The sequence below is a fragment of the Pseudomonas sp. OTU5201 genome, assembly GCF_038440135.1.
In the GTDB taxonomy this organism is placed as follows: domain Bacteria; phylum Pseudomonadota; class Gammaproteobacteria; order Pseudomonadales; family Pseudomonadaceae; genus Metapseudomonas; species Metapseudomonas resinovorans.
In genome coordinates this window covers 15,276-37,970 of sequence record NZ_JASATC010000051.1, presented here as the reverse complement: position 1 = coordinate 37,970, position 22,695 = coordinate 15,276, and the positions used below count along the sequence as shown (strand labels likewise).

The following is a 22,695-nucleotide window of genomic DNA, read 5'->3' as shown; positions in this document are numbered from 1 at the left end:
GCACTGTTCCCACCCCCCCGCGCACCCGCGCCCGGTTGCGCCCCCGGCCGACTTGTCGGCCGGGGGCGATTTATCCGTGGTCTTAGCGCCCCGCAGGGGGCGTAGGCGCGGAGCGCCGGAGAGGGCGGCCGAAGGTCGGGCCGCTTAGACGGGCTGCTGCACGGAAGTCCCCGGCGCGCTCAAGGTAAAAAGCTTCTCGAAGGGGCATATCTCGTGGTGCGCAGCACCACCGCTTTGCTGATTCTTTTAAACCAGCTGGTTAATGCCCGACACCTACTGGCGGTCTCCCCGACACTTAACTACTCACTAGAAACTCCCGCACGCAGGATCCGCGTGCGGGAGTGCGGGGCGTGGAAGGGCGAGGTCGAAAAGGGGAGTGCCGAGAGGCGAAATCAGCGCGGAAATGGCCGGTTTGCCAAATTCCGGACGTGGCAAGGCCTGCCCTGTTTCAGGCATGCATCCTGGCGCGCAGGATCCGGTCGGCTTCGGCGTGATACTCGTCAGCTAGCCAACCTGGGTAGGTCTGCATCAGCGCCACTAGCAGTTCGGTTCGAGCTTGCTGGTAGGTAAAACCGGATGTCGTCAAGCTGGAGATAAACGTCTCGGGCAACCTGCTTGAGCCGCTGCTTTTCCATGATGCTGAAGGCCTTGGATTTCATGACTTCATCGAAGGTCAGGCGCAGCTGGTTCATCCGCTTGATATCGTCGCCGTAGGTCTGGTGGTTACGCGCCGGCAACAGCACGGTTCCGGAAAGGCGGTTCTGGTTTTCCTGGTACACAGTCATTTCGGTGAAGTACTTGCCGTCCGGCGACTGCAGCTCGCCAAAATGCTCGTTCATCCAGAGCACAAGCGGGGCCTCCGGAACACCCTCGGCAATTGATTTGAAGCCTGCTGCGGTGTCGACCAAGGTATCGCCGCCGCCAACGACGGTGTGGATGAAGACCTTCTTGCCGCACTCCTGCAGGAAGCTGATCACATCGTTTTCCACCAGGTAGGCCAACAGCGGGGAGAAGGTATTGGCGCCGTTGTCGATGACGGCGATGCCCGTGTCGCGGGAAAGCAGCTTCTCGATCAGGGCGTCGAAACGCTTTGCATCGATGGTCCGGGACTCGTTCATCAGCGGGACGTGTTCGGCGCCGATAGCCTTGTAGTGCTTGAACGTCGTGTTCTCCTGGTCGGTGTCGTAGGGGTAGGCGCGCAGACGGGTGTGGTCGTTCAGTGGCTGATCGATCAGCTCGAACAGCTGGCTGCCGTATTCACGCCGCATCACGCGTGAGCCAACCGGCGTGGTGAGGATGTCTTCGATGGACTGGCACAGGTGGCCCAGCTCGTCCAGGGCATGGCCGGTGTGCCGGTTCATAGCGGCGGGCTCGTGGGCGCACCCAGGTTGCCCAGGTGGACGTGCTTGACCAGGCTCTTGCTAGCGCCGATCACGTCTACGGCCGCCGTGGCAGTGCCGTCGATCTTCGCATCGCCGGATACCTTGAGCAGGCCGTTCACCGTCACATCGCCCTCGATGGTCACGCCGCCGGAGGCTTCCAGCACGACAGTGGCGCCGCCCGGCAGGGTAGCGGTGAGCGCGTGGCTGGCGTGGTCGTAGTCGATGATGGCGCCGTCCGGGTACTGGCGGCGGTGCAGGTTGGGCGACTGCTCCGGGGCGGCGTTGGCTTCGCTGTACAGGCCGACCAGCACCAGAGCCTGGGTGGTTTCGCCGCTGGGGCTGAACAGCACGCACTGCTCGCCCGGGGTGGGCGGGTTCCAGTCCAGCGTGGCGCCGGCGCGCAGGGCGACCCAGGGCAACCAGGTGGTGAGCAGGCGGCCGCTCTTCACCCGGCAACGGGCAGTGGCGTGGTCCACCTCGGCAATGGTGCCGAGGCGGATCAGGTTATCGAGGCGGCGGGTGAGTTCGGCGAGGCTGTGCATGCGCCGATGGTGGGGGAGGGTCGCGCGGGGTGCATGGGGGTGGGGTTGTAGGGGCGGCGGTTACAAGGTCAGGTAGAAACGTCAACTATCACCAAGCGGGTGACAGTTAGCTGCATCGTTAGCTCGGCGAAGTCTAAATGACTGCATTGGTGTCAAATTGACTCTTTGTTAATGCTGTCCTTATGACTCTACATATCTTATTTGGTTGATTTGTAAGGATTTTTTAAGTGGTACGGTAATTGCCCTTTGATGGGCTGACTGACGCGAGCCTCTACAGAGGCTAATTGCCTGGCGACTCGATGTCAGTCTGGAGCAGCCAGGCAAAAGAAACGACCTGCGTGCAAATCCAATTAAACAAAAGTAGCCACTAATACAAAGAGAAAGACAAAGTGATCATTCATGTATCCATACCGGCGAAAAACCCGGAAAAGGTAGCAAAGGTAATCGCGGAGCTCTGGGGCGGTGAGGCATTTCTATTTCCGCCATTTCCTGGCGCCTATACAGCGATGGCGGGAGACCATAGAGGCTCCGCGATTGAGGTTTATCCTCACGACATGATTCTCCGACCTGCAGTGGGTGCGCGTGACGTGGAGGGAGTGAACTGCAAACCCCAAACAAGCTTCAGTGCATGCCACGTAGCCATTGAAACAGCGCTAACCGAAGAAGAAGTGTTTTCCATTGCCGATAGAGAGCGGTGGCACTGTAAGTCCCTCAGGCGTGGAGATGTATTTGGTGTCATCGAGTTCTGGGTTGAAAACTCCTTCATGCTTGAAGTGTTCACGTCTGAAATGAGTGACGAATACCGCAGCAAGGTGACCATCGATGGGTGGCGATCGATGCTGAATGCGGGCCTTGAGCATCGAAGCGAGTCAACTGCCAGTTCCTAGTGAGGCGGATCGGAAAGGGGGCGGGTTTATATTTCCTGCTCTAGAGGTGTCTGGGCTTAGGCAGAGTTGGAGTAAAGAAAATAAATCTGCCCCCCTTTTCCGATCTCGCCGGATGTACTGGCCAAGTCGGTGCGGGCCGGCAGCCGCAGCATTCTCGGCATGCTGCGCGAAGACGGCGTGACCATCGGCCGTTACCGCGTGCGTCGGTTGATGCGTGAGTTGGGTCTGGTCAGCAAGCAGCCGGGCTCGCACGCCTAAAAGCAGGCCACGGTAGAGCGCCCGGATATCCCGAACCGGCTGAACCGCGAGTTCGCTGTCCAGCGCCCCAATCAGGTCTTGTGTGGCGACATCACCTACGTCTGGGCGCAAGGCCGTTGGCACTACCTGGCCGCGGTGCTGGATCTGCATACCCGGCGAGCGGTCGGCTGGGCGTTCTCGGCCAAGCCGGATGCCGAGCTGGTGATCAAAGCCCTGGACATGGCCTACGAACAGCGCGGCCGGCCCCAGCAGGTGTCGTTCCATTCGGATCAAGGCGGCCCAGTACGCCAGTCGCTTGTTTCGGCAACGACTCTGGCGCTACCGGATGCAGCAGAGCATGAGTCGACGGGGGAATTGTTGGGACAACTCGCCGATGGAGCGCCTGTTCCGCAGCCTGAAGTCGGAGTGGATCCCGTCGACTGGCTACCTGACAGCCCTAGAGGCGCAGCGGGACATCAGTCATTACCTGATGCACCGCTACAGCTGGATCAGGCCGCATCAATTCAACGACGGGTTACCGCCTGCGGTGGCCGAAGAAAAACTTAACCCACTGTCCGGGATGGTTTGACCACTGCACTGGGAACAGATTTCCTGATTTTCGATTCACGGGGCTTTTTCGTTTCCGGGGCTGGAAAATTACGTTTGTGAGGCTCACGCCCTGGTGTTCAGCTTTTCGCACTCGTTGTTGGCCAGGGCCTCGTCCTGATGCTTGGCGCCGACGTAGTCGCCAGTCGCTCTGTCGATGATGCGGTACCAGTAGGCATCCATCGCCGTTCCTCCGAGAACTTCTCTATTTCTGATGCCTCTGACGTCTGCTCGCGGGATTCTTTTCACCGAGAAGCGTGCACTCATGGTGGAACTCCTTGTAGGGAAAGAAGTGGAACATTTTTGATAGCCAGAGTTGGCTGATCTCGCAACCGCCCAGTCGCTGCGGATCATTTCAGCGACTCTGACAGTCCATCTGCCGTTCAGTAGCCGCACTTGCGCTTCCAGTGTGTGCTGGTGTGCGCGTGTCGTTGTCCAGAGCCTATCGGGAGGCTGTTGGCTACACGGCTCCAACTTCCTTTCGGTCAAGCCCCATCGGAGTCTCCGGTGGTAGCCGAGCGAATATTTCGGGTCTTTTGCTGCACTTTTCGAGCTTGGCGGACGGACGTGTCATTACGTTGACTGTGCGGTGTTTACATTTTGTAACATCTGCACTTTAGTCAGGTTATTGACATTCTGCGGCGCTAAACAAGACGAGCAGCAGCTCAAATAGCCCATGTCTTCACTGGTGCAGTTTCCACGAGAGATGCCTTCAGGCGTCCGTCCAGTGTCGACGGTCAGCAACTGGAGAGAGTCATGAAATGCCCTGACAGCGAGCACGCTACAGGTCGGCCCGAGGATCTGGCTGACGGCGAGGAGAGACGGAAATTTCTGAAACTGACGGCAGCGACTATGGCGGCGCCGCTGCTGATAACAGGTACTAGAGCCCAGTCGGCAACTGCGGTCCCTGTATTTCCGCCGAGTCCACCCACTGTGCCCTGGGCCCATGAGTTGCCCAGGCAAGTGAATCCACTGGGGACGGTATCGTCTCTGAGCCCTGCGCCGACTGAAGTCGCCAATATCGCTGCCGGTGAGGCGGGGCGTAATCCCCATCAGCGCTGGGCGCAGTTCGCGCCAGGTGCATTGCTCTACGAGATCAGTGCGACGGAGCGAAACGACTGGGTCTATAGCCCGTCCTACCCGCCGCAGCGAATCTGGGGCTATCAGGCCAACAGCAATCCGGATTGGAGCATGCCCAGTGCGACTTTTTTTGCGCGCTACGGGCGTCCTTTGATCTGCCGCATCCACAACAAGCTGCCGCAGAACCATGTGGGATTCGGGACCCCAGAGATTTCCCCCCACTTGCACAATCTGCATTGCGGGTCGGAAAGCGATGGTTTCCCCGGCGACTACTACAGCTCCAACAAGCATGGCCCGACATTGTCGGCCAATGGCCGCTTCAAGGATCACCTCTATTCCAATGTCAAGGCCGGCTTCGAGGCTCGTCAGGATTTGTTGGGCGATCCGGCCGAGGCTTTGGGCACGCTTTTCTATCACGACCACACGCTGGACTTCACCGCACCTAACCTCTACCTCGGGCTGGCGGGGTTCTACTACCTCTTCGACGAGTTGGACTCGGGCAATGAGGCTGATCCGAACCCCAGTGCTTTGCGCCTGCCGAGTCACCCGTACGACTATCCGCTCAATTTCAATGATCGGCGTTTCGACGCGAACGGAAGGCTGTTCTATGACCAGGTCAACCCGGAAGGCGTGCTGGGTGACAAGGTGGCAGTGAATGGTCGCATCGAGCCGGTGTTGCGGGTCGCGGCACGCAAGTACCGTTTCCGTCTGCTGAACACCGGTCCCAGCCGCTTCTACAACTTCGCCCTGGTATCGCCGACGAACGTGTTGCAGAAGTTCACCCACATCTCCAATGACGGCAACTTGTTCCCGGCTCCGCTGCTCAACCAGACCAATGTGACCTTGGGCGTGGCCGAGCGCGCGGACATAGTGGTCGACTTCTCGAAGTATGTGATCGGGACTCAGTTGTATTTGGTTAACCGCATGCGTCAGATAGAAACCCGGCTACCGAAGGACATCAAGGAGCCTGGCGATCGGATATTGAAGATCATCGTCGACCGCTATCCGCCGACTCAGGATCTGAGTCGGGTTCCCGCAACCTTGCGACCTCTGCCTCTGATCACCCAAGCGGAGATCAGTTCGGCACCGGTGCGGCGCTGGATCTTCGAGCGCGACAAGGGCATGTGGGCGATCAACGGCAAATTCGTCGATGTGAATGTTCCGCGGGCGCAGATACCCAAGGGCGGTTATGAGATCTGGGAGCTGTCCAACGTCGACGACGGCTGGAGCCATCCCATTCATATCCACTTCGAGGAAGGGCGAATATTGCAGAAGATCGTCAAGGGCGTCAGCGTGCCCATCCCGCCTCATGAGCGGGGGCGCAAGGATGTCTATGTGGTCGAGCCTTTCACCACGTTGCGCGTGTTCCTGCGCTTCCGCGACTACACCGGCAAGTTCCCCATGCATTGCCACAACCTGATCCACGAAGATCACGCCATGATGCTGCGCTGGGACATCGTCTGAAGCCGATTGCAGGGCAACTTCGAGGTGGGAGGAATCATCATGAACACGCGAAGAAAGATGCTGGCTGGCTTTGGTGGCGCGGCAGCCTTGCTGGCTGGTTGGGCCGCCACTCGAGGCAGTGGCGGCCTGGTCGATACCGCTTCAGCACGCAGTGCCGGGGCGATTCCGTTTCCCAATGTCACGCTTTACACCCACGAAGGTCGCAAGGTGAGGTTCTACGACGATCTCATTCGCGGCAAGGTGGTTACCTTCAACATGATGTACACGCAGTGCACCGGCAAATGCCCGACCATGACGGCAAACTTGCGCCAGTTCCAGCAACTGCTGGGCGACCGGGTAGGGCGGAGTGTGTTCATGCACTCCATTACCTTGCAGCCGTTGCTGGATACACCCGATGAGCTAAAGGCTTATGTCGAGAAGTATCACATCGGCCGGGGCTGGGAGTTCCTTACCGGAGCCCCGGAAGACATCGAGGCCATTCGTTTCAGTCTGGGCTTCTATGACGTCGATCCTGAGGTCGATCGCAATCTGAACAGTCATACCGGTCTCGTGCGCATGGGGAACGACAGTTACGAGCGCTGGACCATGGCGCCGGCACTGACCGGTCCGGAGCATATTCTCGCCACGCTGAACCATGTTGACCGCGAATGGAGCGCGGCTTCCTGAAAAGCTAGAGGGTGTCCCTGGCGTAACAGGGGCGCCCTCGCATTTGTTTCCTCCATGTCTTCATCCTCTTCATTGAAAAGCTCGATAGTGCTTTGTGATTACTGGGCTTTTTCTGGCGCGTGGCTTCTGCGAAGTCATAGGCACGGCTTTCACAGGTTGAGAAATTGGCGCTGATCGTTTGACGGTAATTGCATCTGGCGCTAGGTCATTCTCCGGTCATTTGCTAATGTGAGCCTCATTTGAACAAGCTTGCTGCCGAGGCAGCGCGCGATGCACTGAGAGGTGTCGCTTGATTAGGGTGCTGGTGGTCGATGACCACGATCTTGTTAGAACGGGGATTACCCGCATGCTGGCCGATGTCGACGGCCTGCAGGTGGTAGGGCAGGCCGACAGCGGCGAGGAAGCCCTGAAAAAAGCACGGGAACTCAAGCCCGATGTAGTCCTGATGGATGTCAAAATGCCTGGCATCGGCGGGCTCGAGGCGACGCGCAAGCTGCTGCGTAGCCACACGGACCTCAAGGTGGTGGCAGTGACTGCTTGCGAGGAAGATCCATTTCCGACCCGGTTGTTGCAGGCTGGCGCGGCTGGTTACCTGACCAAGGGTGCTGCTCTGGAGGAAATGATCCAGGCGATTCGCCAGGTCTTCGCCGGCCACCGTTTCATCAGTCCGCAGATTGCCCAGCAACTGGCGCTCAAGTCCTTCCAGCCCCAGGCCAGCGGTTCGCCGTTTGATCTGCTGTCGGAGCGCGAAATCCAGATCGCCCTGATGATCGCCAACTGCCAGAAGGTGCAGAGTATTTCCGACAAGCTCTGTCTGTCGCCGAAGACAGTGAACACCTACCGCTACCGGATCTTCGACAAGCTTTCCATATCCAGCGACGTGGAGCTGGCGCTGCTGGCTGTTCGACACGGCATGGTCGACGCCGTCAGCTAAGATGACCGAATCCTTCGACGCGAGTGCGTTCCTTGCCGCCTGCAGTGGTCGTCCGGGTGTTTACCGGATGCTCGATGCGGGCGGCAAGCTGCTTTATGTAGGCAAGGCGAAGAACCTGAAGAAGCGCCTTGCCAGTTACTTCCGAAAGACTGGCCTGGCGCCCAAGACCTCCGCCCTGGTAGCGCGTATCGTCCAGGTCGAGACCACCATCACTGCCAATGAGACCGAGGCGCTGCTGCTGGAGCAGACGCTGATCAAGGAATGGCGGCCGCCCTACAACATCCTGCTGCGGGACGATAAGTCCTATCCCTATGTACATCTCAGCGATGGCGATTTCCCGCGGCTGAGCATTCACCGTGGGGCGAAGAAGCAGAAAGGGCGTTACTTCGGACCATACCCCAGCGCGGGTGCCATCCGCGAAAGCCTCAACCTGCTGCAAAAGGCCTTCCTGGTCCGCCAGTGTGAGGACAGCTACTACAAGAATCGCACCCGACCCTGCCTCCAGTACCAGATCAAGCGCTGCAAGGCGCCTTGTGTGGGGCTGGTAGACCCGGCCGAGTACGCCGAGGACGTGCGTCACTCGGTGATGTTCCTCGAGGGGCGTAGTAACGCATTGAGCCATGAGCTTTCCGTCGGGATGGAAGCAGCGGCACAACGGCTGGATTTCGAGCGGGCTGCCGAGCTGCGTGACCAGATCGCCATCCTGCGTCGGGTGCAGGACCAGCAAAGCATGGAAGGTGGCACCGGCGACATCGATGTGGTGGCTGCCATCGCCACACCGGGTGGAGCGTGCGTGCACTTGATCAGCGTGCGCGGTGGCCGTGTCCTGGGCAGCAAGCACTTTTTCCCGCAGGTTGGTATTGAAGAAGAAGCCGCCGACGTGTTGGTGGCGTTCATTGCCCAGTACTACCTGAGCAATCACGACAGGGACCTACCCAGCGAACTGATCGTCAACACCACTCACGAGGACTTCCCGACGCTGATCGCCGCGCTGGCCGAGTTGCGCGGCCGTGAGCTGGATATCAGCCATCGAGTGCGTGGTACTCGCGCGCGCTGGCAACAACTGGCCGTTACTAACGCCGAGCAGGCCTTGGCCGCGCGGCTGGCCAACCGGCAACACACTGCGGCGCGTTTCGAAGCGCTTGCCGAGGCCCTTGGCCTGGATGAGGCGCCACAGCGCCTGGAGTGCTACGACATCAGTCATTCCAGCGGTGAAGCCACCGTGGCGTCATGCGTGGTGTTTGGGCCCGAGGGAGCGCTGAAGTCGGACTATCGTCGCTACAACATTGAAGGTGTTACCGCGGGAGACGACTACGCAGCCATGCACCAGGCGCTGTCGCGTCGTTTCAGTAAGTTGAAGGAGGGGGAGGGCAAGTTACCTGACATTTTGCTGGTGGACGGTGGCAAAGGCCAACTCGCCATGGCTCAGGAAGTGCTCAGGGAGCTGGCAGTGCCCGAGTTGATTCTGCTTGGCGTCGCCAAGGGCGTCACTCGCAAGCCAGGCTTCGAAACCCTCTACCTCAACGATGCCGCCCACGAGTTCACCTTGCCGGCGGATTCGCCTGCACTGCACCTGATCCAGCAGATCCGCGACGAGGCGCATCGCTTCGCCATCACTGGGCACCGTGCACGACGTGGCAAGGCGCGTCGCACGTCCAGCCTGGAGGAGGTGGCCGGAGTAGGACCGAAGCGCCGCCGGGAGCTGCTCAAGCATTTTGGTGGACTACAGGAACTCAGTCGGGCCAGCATCGAGGAAATCGCCAAGGCACCCGGTATTAGCAAAAAGCTTGCTGAGTCGATTTATGCAGCCCTGCACAGCGAGTAGAATGCGGCCTTCCTTCAGAACCAGCCGTAACGATGAATATTCCTAACCTGCTCACCGTTCTTCGCGTACTGCTCATTCCCGTTTTCATACTGCTCTTCTATCTGCCGTTCTCCTGGAGCTACCTGGCAGCCAGCGCAGTTTTCGCCATTGCGGCGATCACTGACTGGTTCGATGGCTACCTGGCCCGGCGTTGGCAGCAGAGCACGCCCTTCGGCGCTTTCCTCGACCCCGTCGCTGACAAGCTGATGGTAGCGGTGGCGTTGGTTCTACTCGTGGAGGAGCACCACAACCTTTGGCTGTCCTTGCCGGCGGCGATCATCATTGGTCGCGAGATCGTGGTATCGGCCTTGCGCGAGTGGATGGCAGAGCTTGGCGCTCGTGCCCATGTGGCTGTATCCAACCTGGGCAAATGGAAGACCGCCGCGCAAATGCTGGCACTGGTCATCCTGCTGGCTAACCCGCCGCTGTTCACCTTCTGGGTGGCGATCGGTTATTTCCTGCTTATCCTGGCCGCAGCCCTGACGCTCTGGTCGATGCTGCACTACCTGCTGGCGGCCCTGCCGCACCTCAGCACGGACCCGAAGGAAAAATAAAAGTTTTTTGAATCAAGGGGTTGACGGCTGTTCATGAATCTATAGAATGGCGCCCGTCAACACGACAAAGCGGGAATAGCTCAGTTGGTAGAGCACGACCTTGCCAAGGTCGGGGTCGCGAGTTCGAGTCTCGTTTCCCGCTCCAGTTTCACGCGATGACGCCGCCGCAAGCGGCGTTATCGTTTAGGCCGGATGGCAGAGTGGTCATGCAGCGGATTGCAAATCCGTGTACGCCGGTTCGATTCCGACTTCGGCCTCCATCTAAAAAGCCCCGTAGATCAGAAATCTACGGGGCTTTTTTCATGTGCCCAGGAAAGTGGTGTTGTTGCGGGCGCCAAGGCATGGGGCATCCAGGATGGTTAAGCAAATGGCGTGCTGTTTGCGGTCTAAGTGATTGATTAGAAATTTTATTTGGGCTTAAATCAGCGCCCTGCACCAATGCCCCACCTGCCCGGATGGCGAAATCGGTATACGCAGAGCACTTAAAATGCTTCGCCCTTTGGGCTTGCGGGTTCGAGTCCCGCTCCGGGCACCATTCAAATCAAGGTCTTGCTGGCCACACTTTGAGCCTTTTCTTTCGTCACCCAGTTCTCCGCTGGGATGCGAGAGCATGTTCAGTTCCAGCACATTTCCAGGCCGGAAGAAAACGATCTAAAAACGTCCTGTCGGAAGTAAAGGGCTTTGCTAGCCTCTATATCAGTAGGTGGATACGCAGACTGATGCGCAAGCGGATAGTGAGGAAACGTGGGGCGCGTTCCGAAGGGTACACGGTTAGAAAGATCTCCCCGATGAGATCCAGCCCTTACGCCGTGTGAAGCAGAAGCGCTTGCATGCTTCTGTGGGATGCCTGATAAACCTCGCAAGCCGGAAACCAGCGCCGGCCACCTACTACGAATTCCAGGCCCGCCATGTGCGGGCCTGTTCGTATCTGGTGATATCTGCCCGACGGTCCTTCCTGTATGCAAACCCCGACGCAGGGCCGCAAATAATTCCTTTGTGCTTGTGCAGAACTTTTGGCGCTTGCGAGCGGACTAACGCTGATGTTAGTTACGGCGTGTCAGAGGGGTGTATTCGTTGTTTGTTTTTTGGGCTGGCTTAAGGGAGCCTGAATGGATCAGGTGAAAGAGGGAAATCGAATGGAATCGAAAGAGCAGCACCTGGTGCGCTTGCTCAGCCTCACCACCCGTAGCCGCACCCATCTCACGGCGGCAATGAGTGAAATGTCGTTCGAGATGATGCGCAGTGAGGACCCTGCGGTGAAGAGTGCAGGACGGCGCATGATCGACCACCTGGCCGCCATAGGCGCCGGGCTTGACCAGCATTGGGAGGCGCTTGCCACCTACAGCGATCTGCCCATCCTTCACGAGAGCACCGAGGCGCTGGTGGAGCTTGAACTGACGGAAATCCCGCAGGAATCCTGACCAGACGGCCCTCACGGGCCGTTGTTGTTTCTCCGTACTGTCACGTCGTCGTCATGGTCTTGCCATGCGGCTTGGATGGAATCCGCCTATCAATGGTGGAGGGGCTGTCCATGCGACTATGCGTGATTGGTGCGGGTTATGTGGGCTTGGTGACGGCTACCTGTTTTGCCGAGATGGGTAACCAGGTGAGCTGTGTCGAACGCGATCCGTTCCGTCTGGCCCGTCTTCGCCGGGGTCAGGTCCCCCTCTACGAGCCTGGTCTGGAACCCATGCTCCAGGCCCACCTCGCCGGCGGGCAGCTGAGTTTCACGGCACAGATAGAAGAGGGTATCGACCAGGTCGATATCGTCTTCATCGCTGTCGGTACTCCCAGTGGCGAAGATGGCTCCGCCGACCTTTCCCATGTGCTCGGCGTGGCCGATGAGCTGGGTGCCAGCCTCAAGCGGCCCTGCCTGGTGGTGGACAAGTCCACCGTGCCTGTCGGTACGGCGGAGCGGGTCGCCCAGCGCATCCAGGCTGGCCTCGCTGCCCGTGGCCTGTGCTTCAAGATCCAGGTGGCGAGCAACCCTGAGTTTCTAAAGGAAGGTTCGGCCATCGACGACTTCATGCGCCCGGACCGGGTCATCATCGGCTGCGACGACGCAGATGCCACCGAGCAACTGCGCCGCCTCTATGCGCCGTTCCTGCGCAACCATGAGCGGGCGCTTACCATGAGCGTTCGCGCCGCGGAGTTCACCAAGTACGCCGCCAATGCGTTCCTTGCGACCAAGATCTCGTTCATGAATGAAATGGCCGGCATCTGCGCGCGAATGGGTGTGGACATTGAGGAAGTTCGTCGTGGGGTTGGCAGTGACAGGCGCATCGGCACCCATTTCATCTATGCCGGCTGTGGTTACGGCGGCTCCTGTTTCCCGAAGGATGTGCGCGCCCTGATCAGGACCGCGGAGCAGGAGGGAATTGAGCCCGGCATCCTGCGGGCAGTGGAAGCACGGAACGCGCTACAGAAGACCCTGCTGTTCCAGGCACTGCGCGAACATTTCAACGGCGTCCTGCAGGGCAGGGTAGTGGCGCTTTGGGGGCTGGCCTTCAAGCCGGGCACCGATGACCTGCGGGAAGCGCCCAGCCTGGTGCTGCTGGATGCGCTTCTGCAAGCCGGTGCTCGGGTGCAAGCGCACGATCCTGCGGCCAGTGCCGGGGTTGCCGCTCGCTATCCGAAAGCGGTGGAGTCGGGCCAGTTGCGCCTGGCGGACTCCCCTTACAGCGCGACCGAGGGGGCCGACGCGCTGGTGCTTGTCACTGAGTGGAAGCAGTTCCGTCAGCCGAACTTCGAGCGGATTCGTGGTCTTATGCGCATGCCCGTGATCTTTGATGGACGTAACCTCTACGAGCCGGCGCAACTGGTCGAAGCAGGGTTCCTTTATCGCGGCATAGGACGGCCCGCAAGCGGGCATTGTAAGGCGAGTGCGGCGTGATTAGACTGCGCGGCAATTCGCCATAGCACCCACCCCAAAGGATCGAAATGATCAAGAAATGCCTGTTCCCCGCCGCCGGTTACGGTACCCGATTCCTGCCGGCCACCAAGGCGATGCCCAAGGAAATGCTGCCAGTGGTGAACAAACCGCTGATTCAGTACGGCGTTGAAGAGGCCCTGGACGCTGGCCTGAGCGAAATTTCCATCGTAACTGGCCGTGGCAAGCGCGCCCTCGAAGACCATTTCGACATCAGCTACGAGCTGGAACACCAGATCAAGGGCACCGACAAGGAGAAATACCTGGTCGGTATCCGTCGCCTGATCGATGAGTGCAGCTTCTCCTATACCCGCCAGGTCGAGATGAAGGGCCTGGGTCACGCCATCCTCAGCGGTCGTCCGCTGATCGGTGACGAACCCTTCGCCGTGGTCCTGGCGGACGACCTTTGCCTGAACCTGGAAGGTGACGGCGTCCTGACCCAGATGGTCAAGCTGTACAACCAGTTCCGCTGCTCCATCGTCGCCATCCAGGAAGTGCCGCGCGAGGAGACCTCCAAGTACGGTGTAATCGCCGGCGAGATGATCCGTGACGACATCTTCCGTGTGAACAGCATGGTGGAAAAACCCAAGCCCGAAGATGCCCCGTCGAACCTGGCGATTATCGGCCGCTACATCCTGACCCCGGACATCTTCGACCTCATCGAACAGACCGAGCCGGGCAAGGGCGGGGAAATTCAGATCACCGATGCGCTGATGAAGCAGGCGCAGGACGGCTGCGTACTGGCCTACAAGTTCAAGGGCAAGCGCTTCGACTGCGGTGGCGCGGAAGGCTACATCGAAGCCACCAACTACTGTTTCGAGAACCTATACAAGACCGGCAAGGCCTACTGATCGGCCACGCCAGGCAGAGGGCCGCCTTCGGGCGGCCTTTTCATTGGACCCAGGAAAGGCCTGTAGGGTTGAATTCATTGGCTATGTCTGAATTACGTGTTGTAGGCAGCTGCATAGCCCGTAGGAGCTGGCTTGCCAGCGAATGGCCCCGTTTCGCTGGCAAGCCAGCTCCCACAAGGCTCTTGGCCGGATGGGAAATCTCTCGCCACAGCTAACGCAGAAATAGCCAATTCATTCGCCAAGCAGGCCGAAGGCCTGCCATTGAGGATCAGGCCGGGTCGTTTTGCGTCCCTGGGCGTCAGGGAATCGGCAACGCCTCTGATCCCGGCCCCAGCGGCTGGCCGTAGCTGAACTCCACGTAGTTGCCCGCCGGGTCGCGCAAGCCGCAGTAGTAGCCCACGGGGTAGGGCTCGTCTCGCGGTGGCCAGATCAGACAGCCGGCCGCCGCGGCCTGGGTGGCAATGGCGTCGACCCGCTCGCGGGTGTCCACGGCGAAACCGAAATGGCTGTAGTCATCGGTGGCGAGGTGGCGATCATGGCCGCCGGGCATGATCACGAAGATGAACTGGTGTTCCTTGCCGGGTTCCGCCATCCAGACGATCTTCGAACCCTTGGCGGCGCGCTCGTGGATCACGCGCATGCCGCAGAAGTCGGCGTAGAAGCGGATGCAGGGTTCCAGCTCCGGTACATGCAGGGCCACATGGGTGAGGGTGGGGCGCATGGGAATCTCCTTCTCGATGCATCAAGGATAGGCCCGGCAACTGGCCAGAGACAGATCTTCCGGTATGCTTGCGGCTTGTTTCTGGAGACTTGCCATGGCCTACGATTTCGACCTATTCGTCATTGGTGCCGGTTCCGGCGGTGTGCGTGCGGCACGCTTTGCGGCCGGCTTCGGGGGCCGCGTGGCCATCGCCGAGAGCCGCTACCTGGGCGGTACCTGCGTCAATGTCGGTTGTGTACCGAAGAAGCTGCTGGTCTACGGTGCCCACTTCGCCGAGGACTTCGAACAGGCCCAAGGATTCGGCTGGTCGCTGGGCGAGGCCGGCTTCGACTGGCCGACCTTGATCGGCAACAAGAACCGCGAAATCCACCGCCTCAATGGCATCTATCGCAACCTGCTGGTGAACAGCGGCGTCACCCTGCTGGAAGGTCACGCCAAACTGGTTGACCCGCACACCGTGGACGTCGCCGGTCAACGTTGCACCGCCAAGAACATTCTCATCGCCACCGGCGGCTGGCCGCAGATTCCCGACATCCCCGGCCGCGAGCTGGCCATCAGCTCCAACGAGGCCTTCTTCCTCGAGCAACTGCCCAAGCGCGTGCTGGTCGTGGGCGGTGGCTATATCGCCGTCGAATTCGCGTCCATTTTCCATGGCTTGGGGGCCCAGACGTCTTTGCTCTATCGCGGCGAACTGTTCCTGCGCGGCTTCGACGACTCAGTGCGCCATCACCTGCGTGATGAGCTGGGCAGGAAGGGGCTGAACCTGCAATTCAATTCCGACATTGCCCGCATCGAGAAACAGGCCGATGGCAGCCTTCTGGCCACCCTCAAGGACGGCCGTCACCTGGAGACCGACTGCGTCTTCTATGCCACCGGCCGCCGTCCGATGCTCGACAACCTGGGGTTGGAGAACACCGGCGTCGAGCTGGACGAGCGTGGTTTCGTGAAGGTGGATGAGCAGTTCCAGACCACCGAACCCTCCATCCTTGCCCTGGGCGATGTGATCGGTCGTGTGCAGCTCACGCCCGTGGCGCTGGCCGAGGGGATGGCCGTGGCACGCCGTCTGTTCAGGCCGGAGGAGTACCGCCCGGTGGATTACGAGCACATCCCCACCGCCGTGTTCAGCCTGCCGAACATCGGTACTGTCGGCCTGACGGAGCAGCAGGCGCGCACCAAGGGTTACGAGGTGAAGCTCTTCGAGAGCCGTTTCCGGCCGATGAAGCTGACCCTCACCGAGAATCAGGAACGCACCCTCATGAAGCTCGTGGTAGACGCTGAAACCGACCGCGTCCTCGGCTGCCACATGGTCGGCCCGGAGGCGGGCGAGATCGTCCAGGGACTGGCCGTGGCGATCAAGGCCGGCGCTACCAAGCGCATCTTCGACGAAACCATCGGTGTGCATCCCACTGCTGCCGAAGAGTTCGTCACCATGCGTACCCCGGTAGGTGCCTGACCCTGAATGGAGCAGCTCCTCTATCTTTCCGACCTGTTTGGCGTGGCTGTCTTCGCCATCACCGGCGCCCTGATGGCGGGCCGCAAGTCGATGGACCTGTTCGGCGTGCTGGTGATCGCCATCATCACTGCCCTCGGTGGTGGCACTCTGCGTGACGTCATCCTTGGTAACCACCCAGTGAGCTGGATCAGGGACGATACCTACATCCTGGTTGCCTCCCTGGCGGCCGTGGGCACGGTGCTCTGGGTGCGCCTGACTCGGCCGATCAACGAGACCGGCCTGTTGCTGGCGGACGCCTTCGGCCTCGCGGTGTTTACCGTCTACGGCACCGATGTCGCCCTTCAGCACAACCTGCAGCCGGGCACGGCGGTGATCATGGGTGTAATCACAGCCGTCGGCGGTGGTGTGCTGCGCGACATCATCTGCAACGAGGTGCCGCTGATCTTCCAGAAAGAGATCTACGCCATTGCCTGCATTGCCGGTTCCCTGATCTTCCTGGGGCTGCGCGAGGTCGCGCTGCCTGCCTGGCTGGCCACCGCCGCGGCCATGCTGGTGGTGCTGCTGATTCGCCTGGCGGCCATCCACTGGAAACTCTCGCTGCCGCGCTTCCACCTGCTCGATCGGGACTGACGCCATGCTTGAACGCCTGGACCACCTCGTGCTCACCGTCGCCGATATTCCCCGCACCCTGGCGTTCTACCAGCGGGTGCTAGGGATGCATCACGAAACCTTCGGCAATGGCCGCCACGCCCTGGCGTTCGGCCAGCAGAAATTCAACCTGCACCAGGCTGGTCGGGAGTTCGAACCCAAGGCAGCATTCCCAACGCCTGGCGCCATCGACCTTTGCCTGATCACCCGCTGGCCCCTGGAGCGGGTGCTGGAGCATCTGACGGAGCAGGGCGTCGATGTGGAGGAGGGGCCGGTAATGCGAACCGGAGCCCTCGGCCCGATCGAATCGGTCTACTTCCGCGATCCAGATGGCAACCTCATCGAAGTCGGCCGCTATCCCGAGTAAGGCTTTTCATTCTTAATCGCTGGCGAAATCCGCTAAACCCGCGACACTGGATGCAATCGCTGGAATCCATTTCAGGTTGGAGGAATACAGCATGTCCAGGATCGCGCTTCTGTTTGCACTGCTCTTGGGAACCGGTCTTGCCCAGGCCGAGATCAAGACCCGTGAAATCCCATACAAGGGCCCGGACGGTACCGCCCTGATCGGCTATTACGCGTACGACGATGCCATCGCCGGCAAGCGACCTGGTGTGGTGGTAGTCCACGAGTGGTGGGGCCTCAATGACTACGCCAAGCGCCGCGCCCGCGACCTCGCTGCCTTGGGCTACAGCGCCCTGGCGATCGACATGTACGGCGATGGCAAGAACACCGAGCATCCGGCCGATGCCCAAGGTTTCATGGAGGCAGCCCTGGCCAGCGCGCCGGCGGCCAAGGCGCGCTTCCTCGCCGGACTCGATCTGCTCAAAGCGCAGCCCCAGACCGATGCCAGCAAGCTTGCCGCTATCGGCTACTGCTTCGGTGGCAAGGTCGTACTCGACATGGCCCGCGCGGGTGTGCCCCTGGCGGCAGTAGTGAGTTTCCACGGTGTTCTGGCCGCCACCTCGGCGGCCAAGCCGGGCGACATCAAGGCCAAGGTGCTGGTGGAGCATGGTGAGAAGGACACCCTGGTACCCATTGCTTCGGTCAATTCGTTCAAGGAGGAGTTCGACAACGCCAAGGCCGATTACCGTGTCGTCGTCCAACCCGACGCCAAACACAGCTTCACCAATCCGGACGCCGATCGACTCAGTCATGCCGGGCATGGCAGCGAGAAGGGGCCTGACCTGGGCTACAGCAAAGTCGCCGACGAAAATTCCTGGAACGACATGCAGGAACTGTTCAAGGAAGCCTTCGCGCAACCTTGATGCTCGGCTGATGCACCCTGTACGCAACGTGCAGGGTGTCGGCGCCTTGGCATTCTCCGGCCATCGGCTAGAGTTTCGGAAGACGGCAACTCTTGCGGGATTCGCGGCATGTTCAATGCCATAGGCGCCTATATCAGGGGAGTGGAATGGTTCAACCGTGTGGTTGGCCGCTTCGCCATGTACCTGATTTTCGTGATGCTGGCCGTCCTCCTGTATTCGTCGACTTCCAAGACCTTCTTCACGCCGTCGATCTGGACCCTGGAGTCCGCCCAGTTCCTGATGGTCGCCTACTTTCTACTGGGCGGCGCCTACTCCATGCAGCTCGATGCTCATGTGCGCATGGACCTGATCTACGGGCGTTTCAGCGCCCGGACGCGGGCAATCCTCGATGCGCTCACGGTCGGCTTCCTGCTCTTCTACCTGGCGTTGCTGCTCTACGGTGGCATCTCTTCGACCCAGTACGCCCTGGAGTACAAGGAAACCAGCTACTCGTCCTGGTCGCCGCAGATGGCACCGATCAAGGTGGTGATGACGTTCGGCATCCTGTTGATGCTGCTGCAGGCCATCGCCAACTTCTTCCGTGACCTGGCCGTGATCCTGGGCAAGGAGCTTCCATGAGCTACGAGCTCATCGCACTGCTGATGTTCAGTTCGATGATGCTGCTCCTGCTTACCGGCAAGCGGGTGTTCGGTGCCATCGGCTTCGTCGCCGCTGCGGCCTCGCTGTTGCTATGGGGCGATGGCGGCTCGGAGATGGCCTTCAGTGCCGCCATGAAGCTGATGAAGTGGTATCCGCTGCTGACCTTGCCGATGTTCGTGTTCATGGGCTACATGCTTTCCGAGTCGCGCATTGCCGACGACCTCTACCGCATGTTTCACGTCTGGATGGGACCACTACACGGCGGATTGGCCATCGGCACCATTTTCCTGATGGTGGTGATCGCGGCCATGAACGGTCTCAGCGTCGCGGGCATGGCCATTGGCGCGACCATCGCCATGCCAGAACTCCTCCGACGGGGCTACGACAAGATCATGGTCACCGGGGTGATTCAGGCGGGCAGTACGCTCGGTATCCTGATTCCCCCCAGCGTCGTGCTGGTGCTCTACGGCATGATCGCCCGCCAACCCGTGGGACAGTTATGGCTGGCGGGTGTGTTCCCCGGCCTGTTGATGGCGGCGCTCTTCATCCTCTACATCGTCATCCGCTGTCGCCTGCAACCGCAGCTCGGGCCACCGCTGAGTCGTGAGGAGCGCGAGCAGATCACGTGGGGCGAGCGCATTCGCCTGCTGCGCGCAGGGTTGGTGCCGCTGTTCATCTTCCTGACCATGACCGGGCTGTTCCTGCTGGGCTACACCAGCCTGGTGGAAAGTTCCGCCGTAGGGGCGCTCGCCGCCACCCTGGCAGCGCTGTTCCAGGGGCGCCTGACTCGTCAGGTGATGGAGGACACCCTGCGCAAGACGCTGGGCATCACCTGCATGTTCATGTGGATCATCCTTGCCGCGCTGTGCTTCGGTGCAGTGTTCGACGGCCTCGGTGCGGTCAAGGCCATCGAGGGGGTGTTCGTCGAGGAGATGGGTTTGGGTCCCTGGCATATCCTTATCCTGATGCAGCTGTCCTTCATCATCATGGGCATGTTCCTCGATGACACCGCCATGCTGGTCATCGTCGCACCGCTCTATGTACCGCTGGTGGGCGCGCTGGGCTTTGACCTGGTCTGGTACGGCGTGCTCTACACCATCACCTGCCAGATGGCCTACATGACGCCACCCTTTGGCTACAACCTCTTTCTGATGCGAGCAATGGCGCCGCCGGAAGTGACCTTGAGGGACATCTATGTCTCCGTGGGGCCCTTCGTGATCGTGATGATCGTCACCCTGGCGCTTGTAATGATCTTCCCCGACATCGCCCTGTGGCTGCCCCGGTGGCACTACGGCGCGGGACAATGAATTGTCAGGACCGGCAGCACGACCAGCAGCAGTTCCTGGCGTGACGGACATGAAGTTGAAGTGATGGGTCTCATGCCGACCTGAGAAGCTGCGCCGCCCTTGGCGGCGCTGGGTTGGGCGGGTGCCTGGCACCCCCTTCCACTCTCCAGGAGGTAACCGCATGAGTACCAGACGTACGTTTCTCAAAGGCGCCGCCGTCGCCACCGGCGCGGTGGGCGCCACGACGCTCGGCGCACCGTTCGTGCATGCCCAGTCCGGCAAGAAAATCACCTGGCGCCTGCAGACCTATGCCGGGCCCGCCCTGGCCGAGCACGTGATCAAACCGTCGATCGAGGCGTTCAACAAAGCTGCCAACGGCGAGATGGAGATACAGCTCTACTTCGCCGATCAGCTCGTACCCACGGGTGAACTGTTCCGCGCCATGCAAAAGGGCACCATCGACGCGGTGCAGAGTGACGATGACTCCATCGCCGCCCCCGTGGACGTAGCGGTCTTCGGTGGCTACTTCCCCTTTGCTACCCGCTACAGCCTGGATGTCCCCACGCTTTTTCATCAATGGGGCCTGAACAAGATCTGGGAAGAAGCCTATGGCGAAGTGAAGGGCGTTACCTGGTTGGGTGCCGGCTCCTGGGACCCGTGCAACTTCGCCACGGTACAACCTATCCGCAGCCTCGCTGATCTCAAGGGCAAGCGGGTGTTCACCTTCCCGACGGCGGGCAAGTTCCTTGCGCGTTTCGGCGTGATACCCGTGACGCTGCCCTGGGAGGACGTCGAAGTGGCGGTACAGACCGGCGAACTTGATGGCATCGCCTGGTCTGGCATCACCGAGGACTACACGGTGGGTTGGGCCAACGTCACCAAGTACTTCCTCACCAACAACATCTCCGGCGCCTGGATCGGTTCCTACTTCGCCAACTCCGAGCGCTGGGCCGAAGTCCCCGAGCACCTCAAGACGCTGTTCCGCCTGTGCATGGACAGCTCCCACTATTACCGCCAGCACTGGTACTGGGGCGGCGAAGCCAAGCTGCGGGTGGAAGGCACCAAGTTACAGCTCACGTCCATCCCCGACGCGGAATGGAAAACGGTCGAAGATGAGGCGCATAAGTTCTGGGACGAGATCGCCAAGACCAGCCCGCGTTGCGCCAAGGTCGTCGAAATCTTCAAGCAGTACAACGCACTGATGACCAAGGCCGGCCCACCGTACCGCTACTGAAGCTGTGGCCCGGTCCGGCAGTGAGGCCGGACCGGGCACCTGACCAGAAGGAGGTGTCATGAACCTGTTGCGTTGCGTATCGCCGGTGGATGGCTCGGTCTACGTCGAGCGCCCGCTGGCCACGCCAGCCGAAGTCGTTGCCGCGCTCGAACGCGCGGAGTCCGTGCGCAGGACCTGGAAGGGCACTCCGGTGGCCGAACGTGTCGCCATCGTCCGTCGCGCCATCGCGGCCTTTGCCGCCCGTGAGGCGCAGTTGGCCGAGGAGCTCTGCTGGATGATGGGCCGGCCCATCCGCTATGCGCCGGGGGAGATTCGCGGATTCGTCGAGCGCGCCAGCTACATGGCGGATATCGCCGAAGAGGCGCTGGCGGATATCCATCTGCCAGACAAGCCCGGCTTTACCCGACTGATCCGCCGCGAGCCATTGGGCCTGGCATTTGTCATTGCACCTTGGAACTACCCCTACCTGACGGCGGTGAATGCCGTGGTGCCGGCCTTGCTGGCGGGCAACTGCGTGCTGCTCAGGCATTCCGCGCAGACCCCGTTGTGCGCCGAACGCATGGTCGAAGCCTTCGTCGAGGCGGGCTTGCCGCCAGGCGTTCTGCAGTACCTGCACCTCAACCACAGTGACACGGAACGGCTGATCCAGGCCGAACCGGTTCGTCACGTGGCCTTTACCGGCTCCGTGGCGGGCGGCGCCATGGTCGAACGCGCCCTGGCCGGGCGCTTCATCAGTTCCGGGCTGGAGCTGGGCGGCAAGGACCCTGCCTATGTCCGGGCCGACGCCAACCTCGCCCATGCCGTGGAAACCGCCATCGACGGGGCCTTCTTCAATTCCGGCCAGTCCTGCTGCGGCATCGAACGTATCTACGTGCACGCCGATCGCTATGACGCTTTCGTCGAGCAGGCTGTGGAGCTGGTTGGGCAATACCGCCTGGGTCGCCCCGACGATCCCGAAACCACCCTGGGCCCGCTGGTGCGCCCCGAGGCAGCGGAGTTCGTACGGGCGCAGATCCGCGACGCCGTGGGGCAGGGCGCCAGGGCCCATCTGGACCCGTCGACATTCGCCCTGGAAGGCGCCGGCAGTGCTTACCTGGCTCCGCAGGTGCTGACCAATGTGCATCACGGTATGCGTGTGATGAACGAAGAGTCCTTCGGCCCGGTCGTGGGTATCCAGAAGGTGCGTGACGATGAAGAGGCGCTGGCGCTGATGAACGACAGCCTCTACGGCCTGACCGCCGCGATCTTCAGTCAGGACGAAGCCAGCGCCCTCGCGCTGGCCGATCGGCTCGAGGCCGGCACCGTCTTCCTCAACCGTTGCGACTACCTGGACCCGGCCCTGGCCTGGACCGGCGTCAAGCAATCCGGGCGCGGCTGCACACTATCTCGGGTGGGCTACGAGCATCTGACTCGACCCAAGTCCTTCCACTTCAAGACCAGCCTGTGAGGC

General features: G+C 60.7%; 19 protein-coding genes, 3 tRNA genes and 2 pseudogenes. 21 read left to right on the top strand and 3 right to left on the bottom strand.

All coding sequences use genetic code 11. The features are described from left to right. Window positions 1-1,190: 1,190 nt before the first annotated feature. Window positions 1,191-1,361 (bottom strand): annotated as a pseudogene (locus AAHM40_RS23890) (GPW/gp25 family protein); the annotation flags it as partial. Further along, window positions 1,358-1,924, bottom strand: a complete 567-nt coding sequence (locus tag AAHM40_RS23885; RefSeq protein WP_342246902.1) for a phage baseplate assembly protein V — start codon at window positions 1,922-1,924, stop codon at window positions 1,358-1,360. The gene AAHM40_RS23885 and the pseudogene AAHM40_RS23890, both read right to left, overlap by 4 nt. A 389-nt stretch (window positions 1,925-2,313) precedes the next feature. Between AAHM40_RS23885 and AAHM40_RS23880 the strand changes: the two genes are divergently transcribed. The 13 genes and pseudogenes from AAHM40_RS23880 to galU all read left to right on the top strand — a co-directional run bounded on the left by AAHM40_RS23880 (window position 2,314) and on the right by galU (window position 13,996). Then, window positions 2,314-2,811, top strand: a complete 498-nt coding sequence (locus AAHM40_RS23880; protein WP_342246901.1) for a hypothetical protein — start codon at window positions 2,314-2,316, stop codon at window positions 2,809-2,811. 135 nt (window positions 2,812-2,946) lie between these two features. Further along, window positions 2,947-3,637, top strand: a pseudogene (locus AAHM40_RS23875) (IS3 family transposase); the annotation flags it as partial. Between the two features lie 773 nt (window positions 3,638-4,410). Next, complete coding sequence (locus AAHM40_RS23870; protein ID WP_446731614.1) at window positions 4,411-6,198, top strand: multicopper oxidase family protein; 1,788 nt, start codon at window positions 4,411-4,413, stop codon at window positions 6,196-6,198. A 39-nt stretch (window positions 6,199-6,237) separates the two neighbouring features. Further along, window positions 6,238-6,864 (top strand): SCO family protein, encoded by a 627-nt coding sequence (locus AAHM40_RS23865; RefSeq protein WP_342246899.1) that lies wholly within the window; start codon window positions 6,238-6,240, stop codon window positions 6,862-6,864. Window positions 6,865-7,153: 289 nt separating this feature from the next. Further along, on the top strand, window positions 7,154-7,798 hold the full coding sequence (gene gacA / locus AAHM40_RS23860; protein WP_342246898.1) for a response regulator transcription factor GacA: 645 nt from the start codon (window positions 7,154-7,156) through the stop codon (window positions 7,796-7,798). Between the two features lies 1 nt (window position 7,799). Next, complete coding sequence (uvrC, locus tag AAHM40_RS23855; protein WP_342246897.1) at window positions 7,800-9,623, top strand: excinuclease ABC subunit UvrC; 1,824 nt, start codon at window positions 7,800-7,802, stop codon at window positions 9,621-9,623. 32 nt (window positions 9,624-9,655) lie between these two features. Further along, on the top strand, window positions 9,656-10,216 hold the full coding sequence (pgsA, locus tag AAHM40_RS23850) for a CDP-diacylglycerol--glycerol-3-phosphate 3-phosphatidyltransferase (protein WP_028628028.1): 561 nt from the start codon (window positions 9,656-9,658) through the stop codon (window positions 10,214-10,216). 69 nt (window positions 10,217-10,285) lie between these two features. Further along, a tRNA-Gly gene (locus AAHM40_RS23845) sits at window positions 10,286-10,361 on the top strand. Between the two features lie 41 nt (window positions 10,362-10,402). Further along, window positions 10,403-10,476, top strand: a tRNA-Cys gene (locus AAHM40_RS23840). Window positions 10,477-10,665: 189 nt separating this feature from the next. Beyond that, window positions 10,666-10,751 (top strand) — tRNA-Leu (locus AAHM40_RS23835). Between the two features lie 601 nt (window positions 10,752-11,352). Beyond that, window positions 11,353-11,637 (top strand): hypothetical protein, encoded by a 285-nt coding sequence (locus AAHM40_RS23830; RefSeq protein ID WP_342246903.1) that lies wholly within the window; start codon window positions 11,353-11,355, stop codon window positions 11,635-11,637. Between the two features lie 110 nt (window positions 11,638-11,747). Beyond that, window positions 11,748-13,109, top strand: a complete 1,362-nt coding sequence (locus AAHM40_RS23825; RefSeq protein ID WP_342246896.1) for a UDP-glucose dehydrogenase family protein — start codon at window positions 11,748-11,750, stop codon at window positions 13,107-13,109. 47 nt (window positions 13,110-13,156) lie between these two features. Then, window positions 13,157-13,996, top strand: a complete 840-nt coding sequence (gene galU, locus AAHM40_RS23820; RefSeq protein WP_028628025.1) for a UTP--glucose-1-phosphate uridylyltransferase GalU — start codon at window positions 13,157-13,159, stop codon at window positions 13,994-13,996. Window positions 13,997-14,294: 298 nt separating this feature from the next. On the opposite strand, the gene AAHM40_RS23815 is transcribed toward galU, so the two are convergent. Beyond that, window positions 14,295-14,717 carry a VOC family protein gene (locus AAHM40_RS23815; RefSeq protein WP_342246895.1) on the bottom strand — a complete coding sequence of 141 codons (423 nt, stop codon included), beginning with the start codon at window positions 14,715-14,717 and terminating at the stop codon, window positions 14,295-14,297. Between the two features lie 94 nt (window positions 14,718-14,811). Here AAHM40_RS23815 and gorA point away from each other — a divergent pair, with 94 nt between their 5' ends. The 8 genes from gorA to AAHM40_RS23775 all read left to right on the top strand — a co-directional run bounded on the left by gorA (window position 14,812) and on the right by AAHM40_RS23775 (window position 22,692). Next, window positions 14,812-16,170, top strand: a complete 1,359-nt coding sequence (gene gorA, locus AAHM40_RS23810) for a glutathione-disulfide reductase (RefSeq protein WP_342246894.1) — start codon at window positions 14,812-14,814, stop codon at window positions 16,168-16,170. A gap of 6 nt (window positions 16,171-16,176) precedes the next feature. Beyond that, the gene (locus tag AAHM40_RS23805; protein ID WP_342246893.1) at window positions 16,177-16,800 is read left to right on the top strand and encodes a trimeric intracellular cation channel family protein; all 624 of its coding nucleotides are present in this window, start codon (window positions 16,177-16,179) and stop codon (window positions 16,798-16,800) included. Window positions 16,801-16,804: 4 nt separating this feature from the next. Then, on the top strand, window positions 16,805-17,185 hold the full coding sequence (locus AAHM40_RS23800) for a VOC family protein (protein ID WP_342246892.1): 381 nt from the start codon (window positions 16,805-16,807) through the stop codon (window positions 17,183-17,185). Window positions 17,186-17,276: 91 nt separating this feature from the next. Next, on the top strand, window positions 17,277-18,086 hold the full coding sequence (locus AAHM40_RS23795) for a dienelactone hydrolase family protein (RefSeq protein WP_342246891.1): 810 nt from the start codon (window positions 17,277-17,279) through the stop codon (window positions 18,084-18,086). A 108-nt stretch (window positions 18,087-18,194) separates the two neighbouring features. Then, window positions 18,195-18,704, top strand: a complete 510-nt coding sequence (locus AAHM40_RS23790) for a TRAP transporter small permease subunit (protein ID WP_342246890.1) — start codon at window positions 18,195-18,197, stop codon at window positions 18,702-18,704. Further along, window positions 18,701-20,032 (top strand): TRAP transporter large permease, encoded by a 1,332-nt coding sequence (locus tag AAHM40_RS23785; protein WP_342246889.1) that lies wholly within the window; start codon window positions 18,701-18,703, stop codon window positions 20,030-20,032. The genes AAHM40_RS23790 and AAHM40_RS23785 overlap by 4 nt, the downstream gene beginning before the upstream one ends. 160 nt (window positions 20,033-20,192) lie before the next feature. Continuing rightward, a complete protein-coding gene (locus AAHM40_RS23780; RefSeq protein ID WP_342246888.1) occupies window positions 20,193-21,245 on the top strand; it encodes a TRAP transporter substrate-binding protein in 1,053 nt (350 codons plus the stop codon). Between the two features lie 58 nt (window positions 21,246-21,303). Further along, entirely contained in the window at window positions 21,304-22,692 is a 1,389-nt protein-coding gene (locus AAHM40_RS23775) for an aldehyde dehydrogenase family protein (protein ID WP_342246887.1), read from the top strand. The last annotated feature ends 3 nt before the right edge of the window (window positions 22,693-22,695 follow it).

Coding starts and splice junctions, on each gene's coding strand:
- AAHM40_RS23815 (WP_342246895.1), bottom strand. CDS start 14,717: ATGCGCCCCACCCTCACCCATGTGGCCCTGCATGTACCGGAGCTGGAA.
- AAHM40_RS23785 (WP_342246889.1), top strand. CDS start 18,701: ATGAGCTACGAGCTCATCGCACTGCTGATGTTCAGTTCGATGATGCTG.
- AAHM40_RS23780 (WP_342246888.1), top strand. CDS start 20,193: ATGAGTACCAGACGTACGTTTCTCAAAGGCGCCGCCGTCGCCACCGGC.
- pgsA (WP_028628028.1), top strand. CDS start 9,656: ATGAATATTCCTAACCTGCTCACCGTTCTTCGCGTACTGCTCATTCCC.
- AAHM40_RS23795 (WP_342246891.1), top strand. CDS start 17,277: ATGTCCAGGATCGCGCTTCTGTTTGCACTGCTCTTGGGAACCGGTCTT.
- AAHM40_RS23870 (WP_446731614.1), top strand. CDS start 4,411: ATGAAATGCCCTGACAGCGAGCACGCTACAGGTCGGCCCGAGGATCTG.
- AAHM40_RS23775 (WP_342246887.1), top strand. CDS start 21,304: ATGAACCTGTTGCGTTGCGTATCGCCGGTGGATGGCTCGGTCTACGTC.
- gorA (WP_342246894.1), top strand. CDS start 14,812: ATGGCCTACGATTTCGACCTATTCGTCATTGGTGCCGGTTCCGGCGGT.
- AAHM40_RS23805 (WP_342246893.1), top strand. CDS start 16,177: ATGGAGCAGCTCCTCTATCTTTCCGACCTGTTTGGCGTGGCTGTCTTC.
- uvrC (WP_342246897.1), top strand. CDS start 7,800: ATGACCGAATCCTTCGACGCGAGTGCGTTCCTTGCCGCCTGCAGTGGT.
- AAHM40_RS23825 (WP_342246896.1), top strand. CDS start 11,748: ATGCGACTATGCGTGATTGGTGCGGGTTATGTGGGCTTGGTGACGGCT.
- AAHM40_RS23790 (WP_342246890.1), top strand. CDS start 18,195: ATGTTCAATGCCATAGGCGCCTATATCAGGGGAGTGGAATGGTTCAAC.
- AAHM40_RS23885 (WP_342246902.1), bottom strand. CDS start 1,924: ATGCACAGCCTCGCCGAACTCACCCGCCGCCTCGATAACCTGATCCGC.
- AAHM40_RS23800 (WP_342246892.1), top strand. CDS start 16,805: ATGCTTGAACGCCTGGACCACCTCGTGCTCACCGTCGCCGATATTCCC.
- AAHM40_RS23865 (WP_342246899.1), top strand. CDS start 6,238: ATGAACACGCGAAGAAAGATGCTGGCTGGCTTTGGTGGCGCGGCAGCC.
- galU (WP_028628025.1), top strand. CDS start 13,157: ATGATCAAGAAATGCCTGTTCCCCGCCGCCGGTTACGGTACCCGATTC.
- AAHM40_RS23830 (WP_342246903.1), top strand. CDS start 11,353: ATGGAATCGAAAGAGCAGCACCTGGTGCGCTTGCTCAGCCTCACCACC.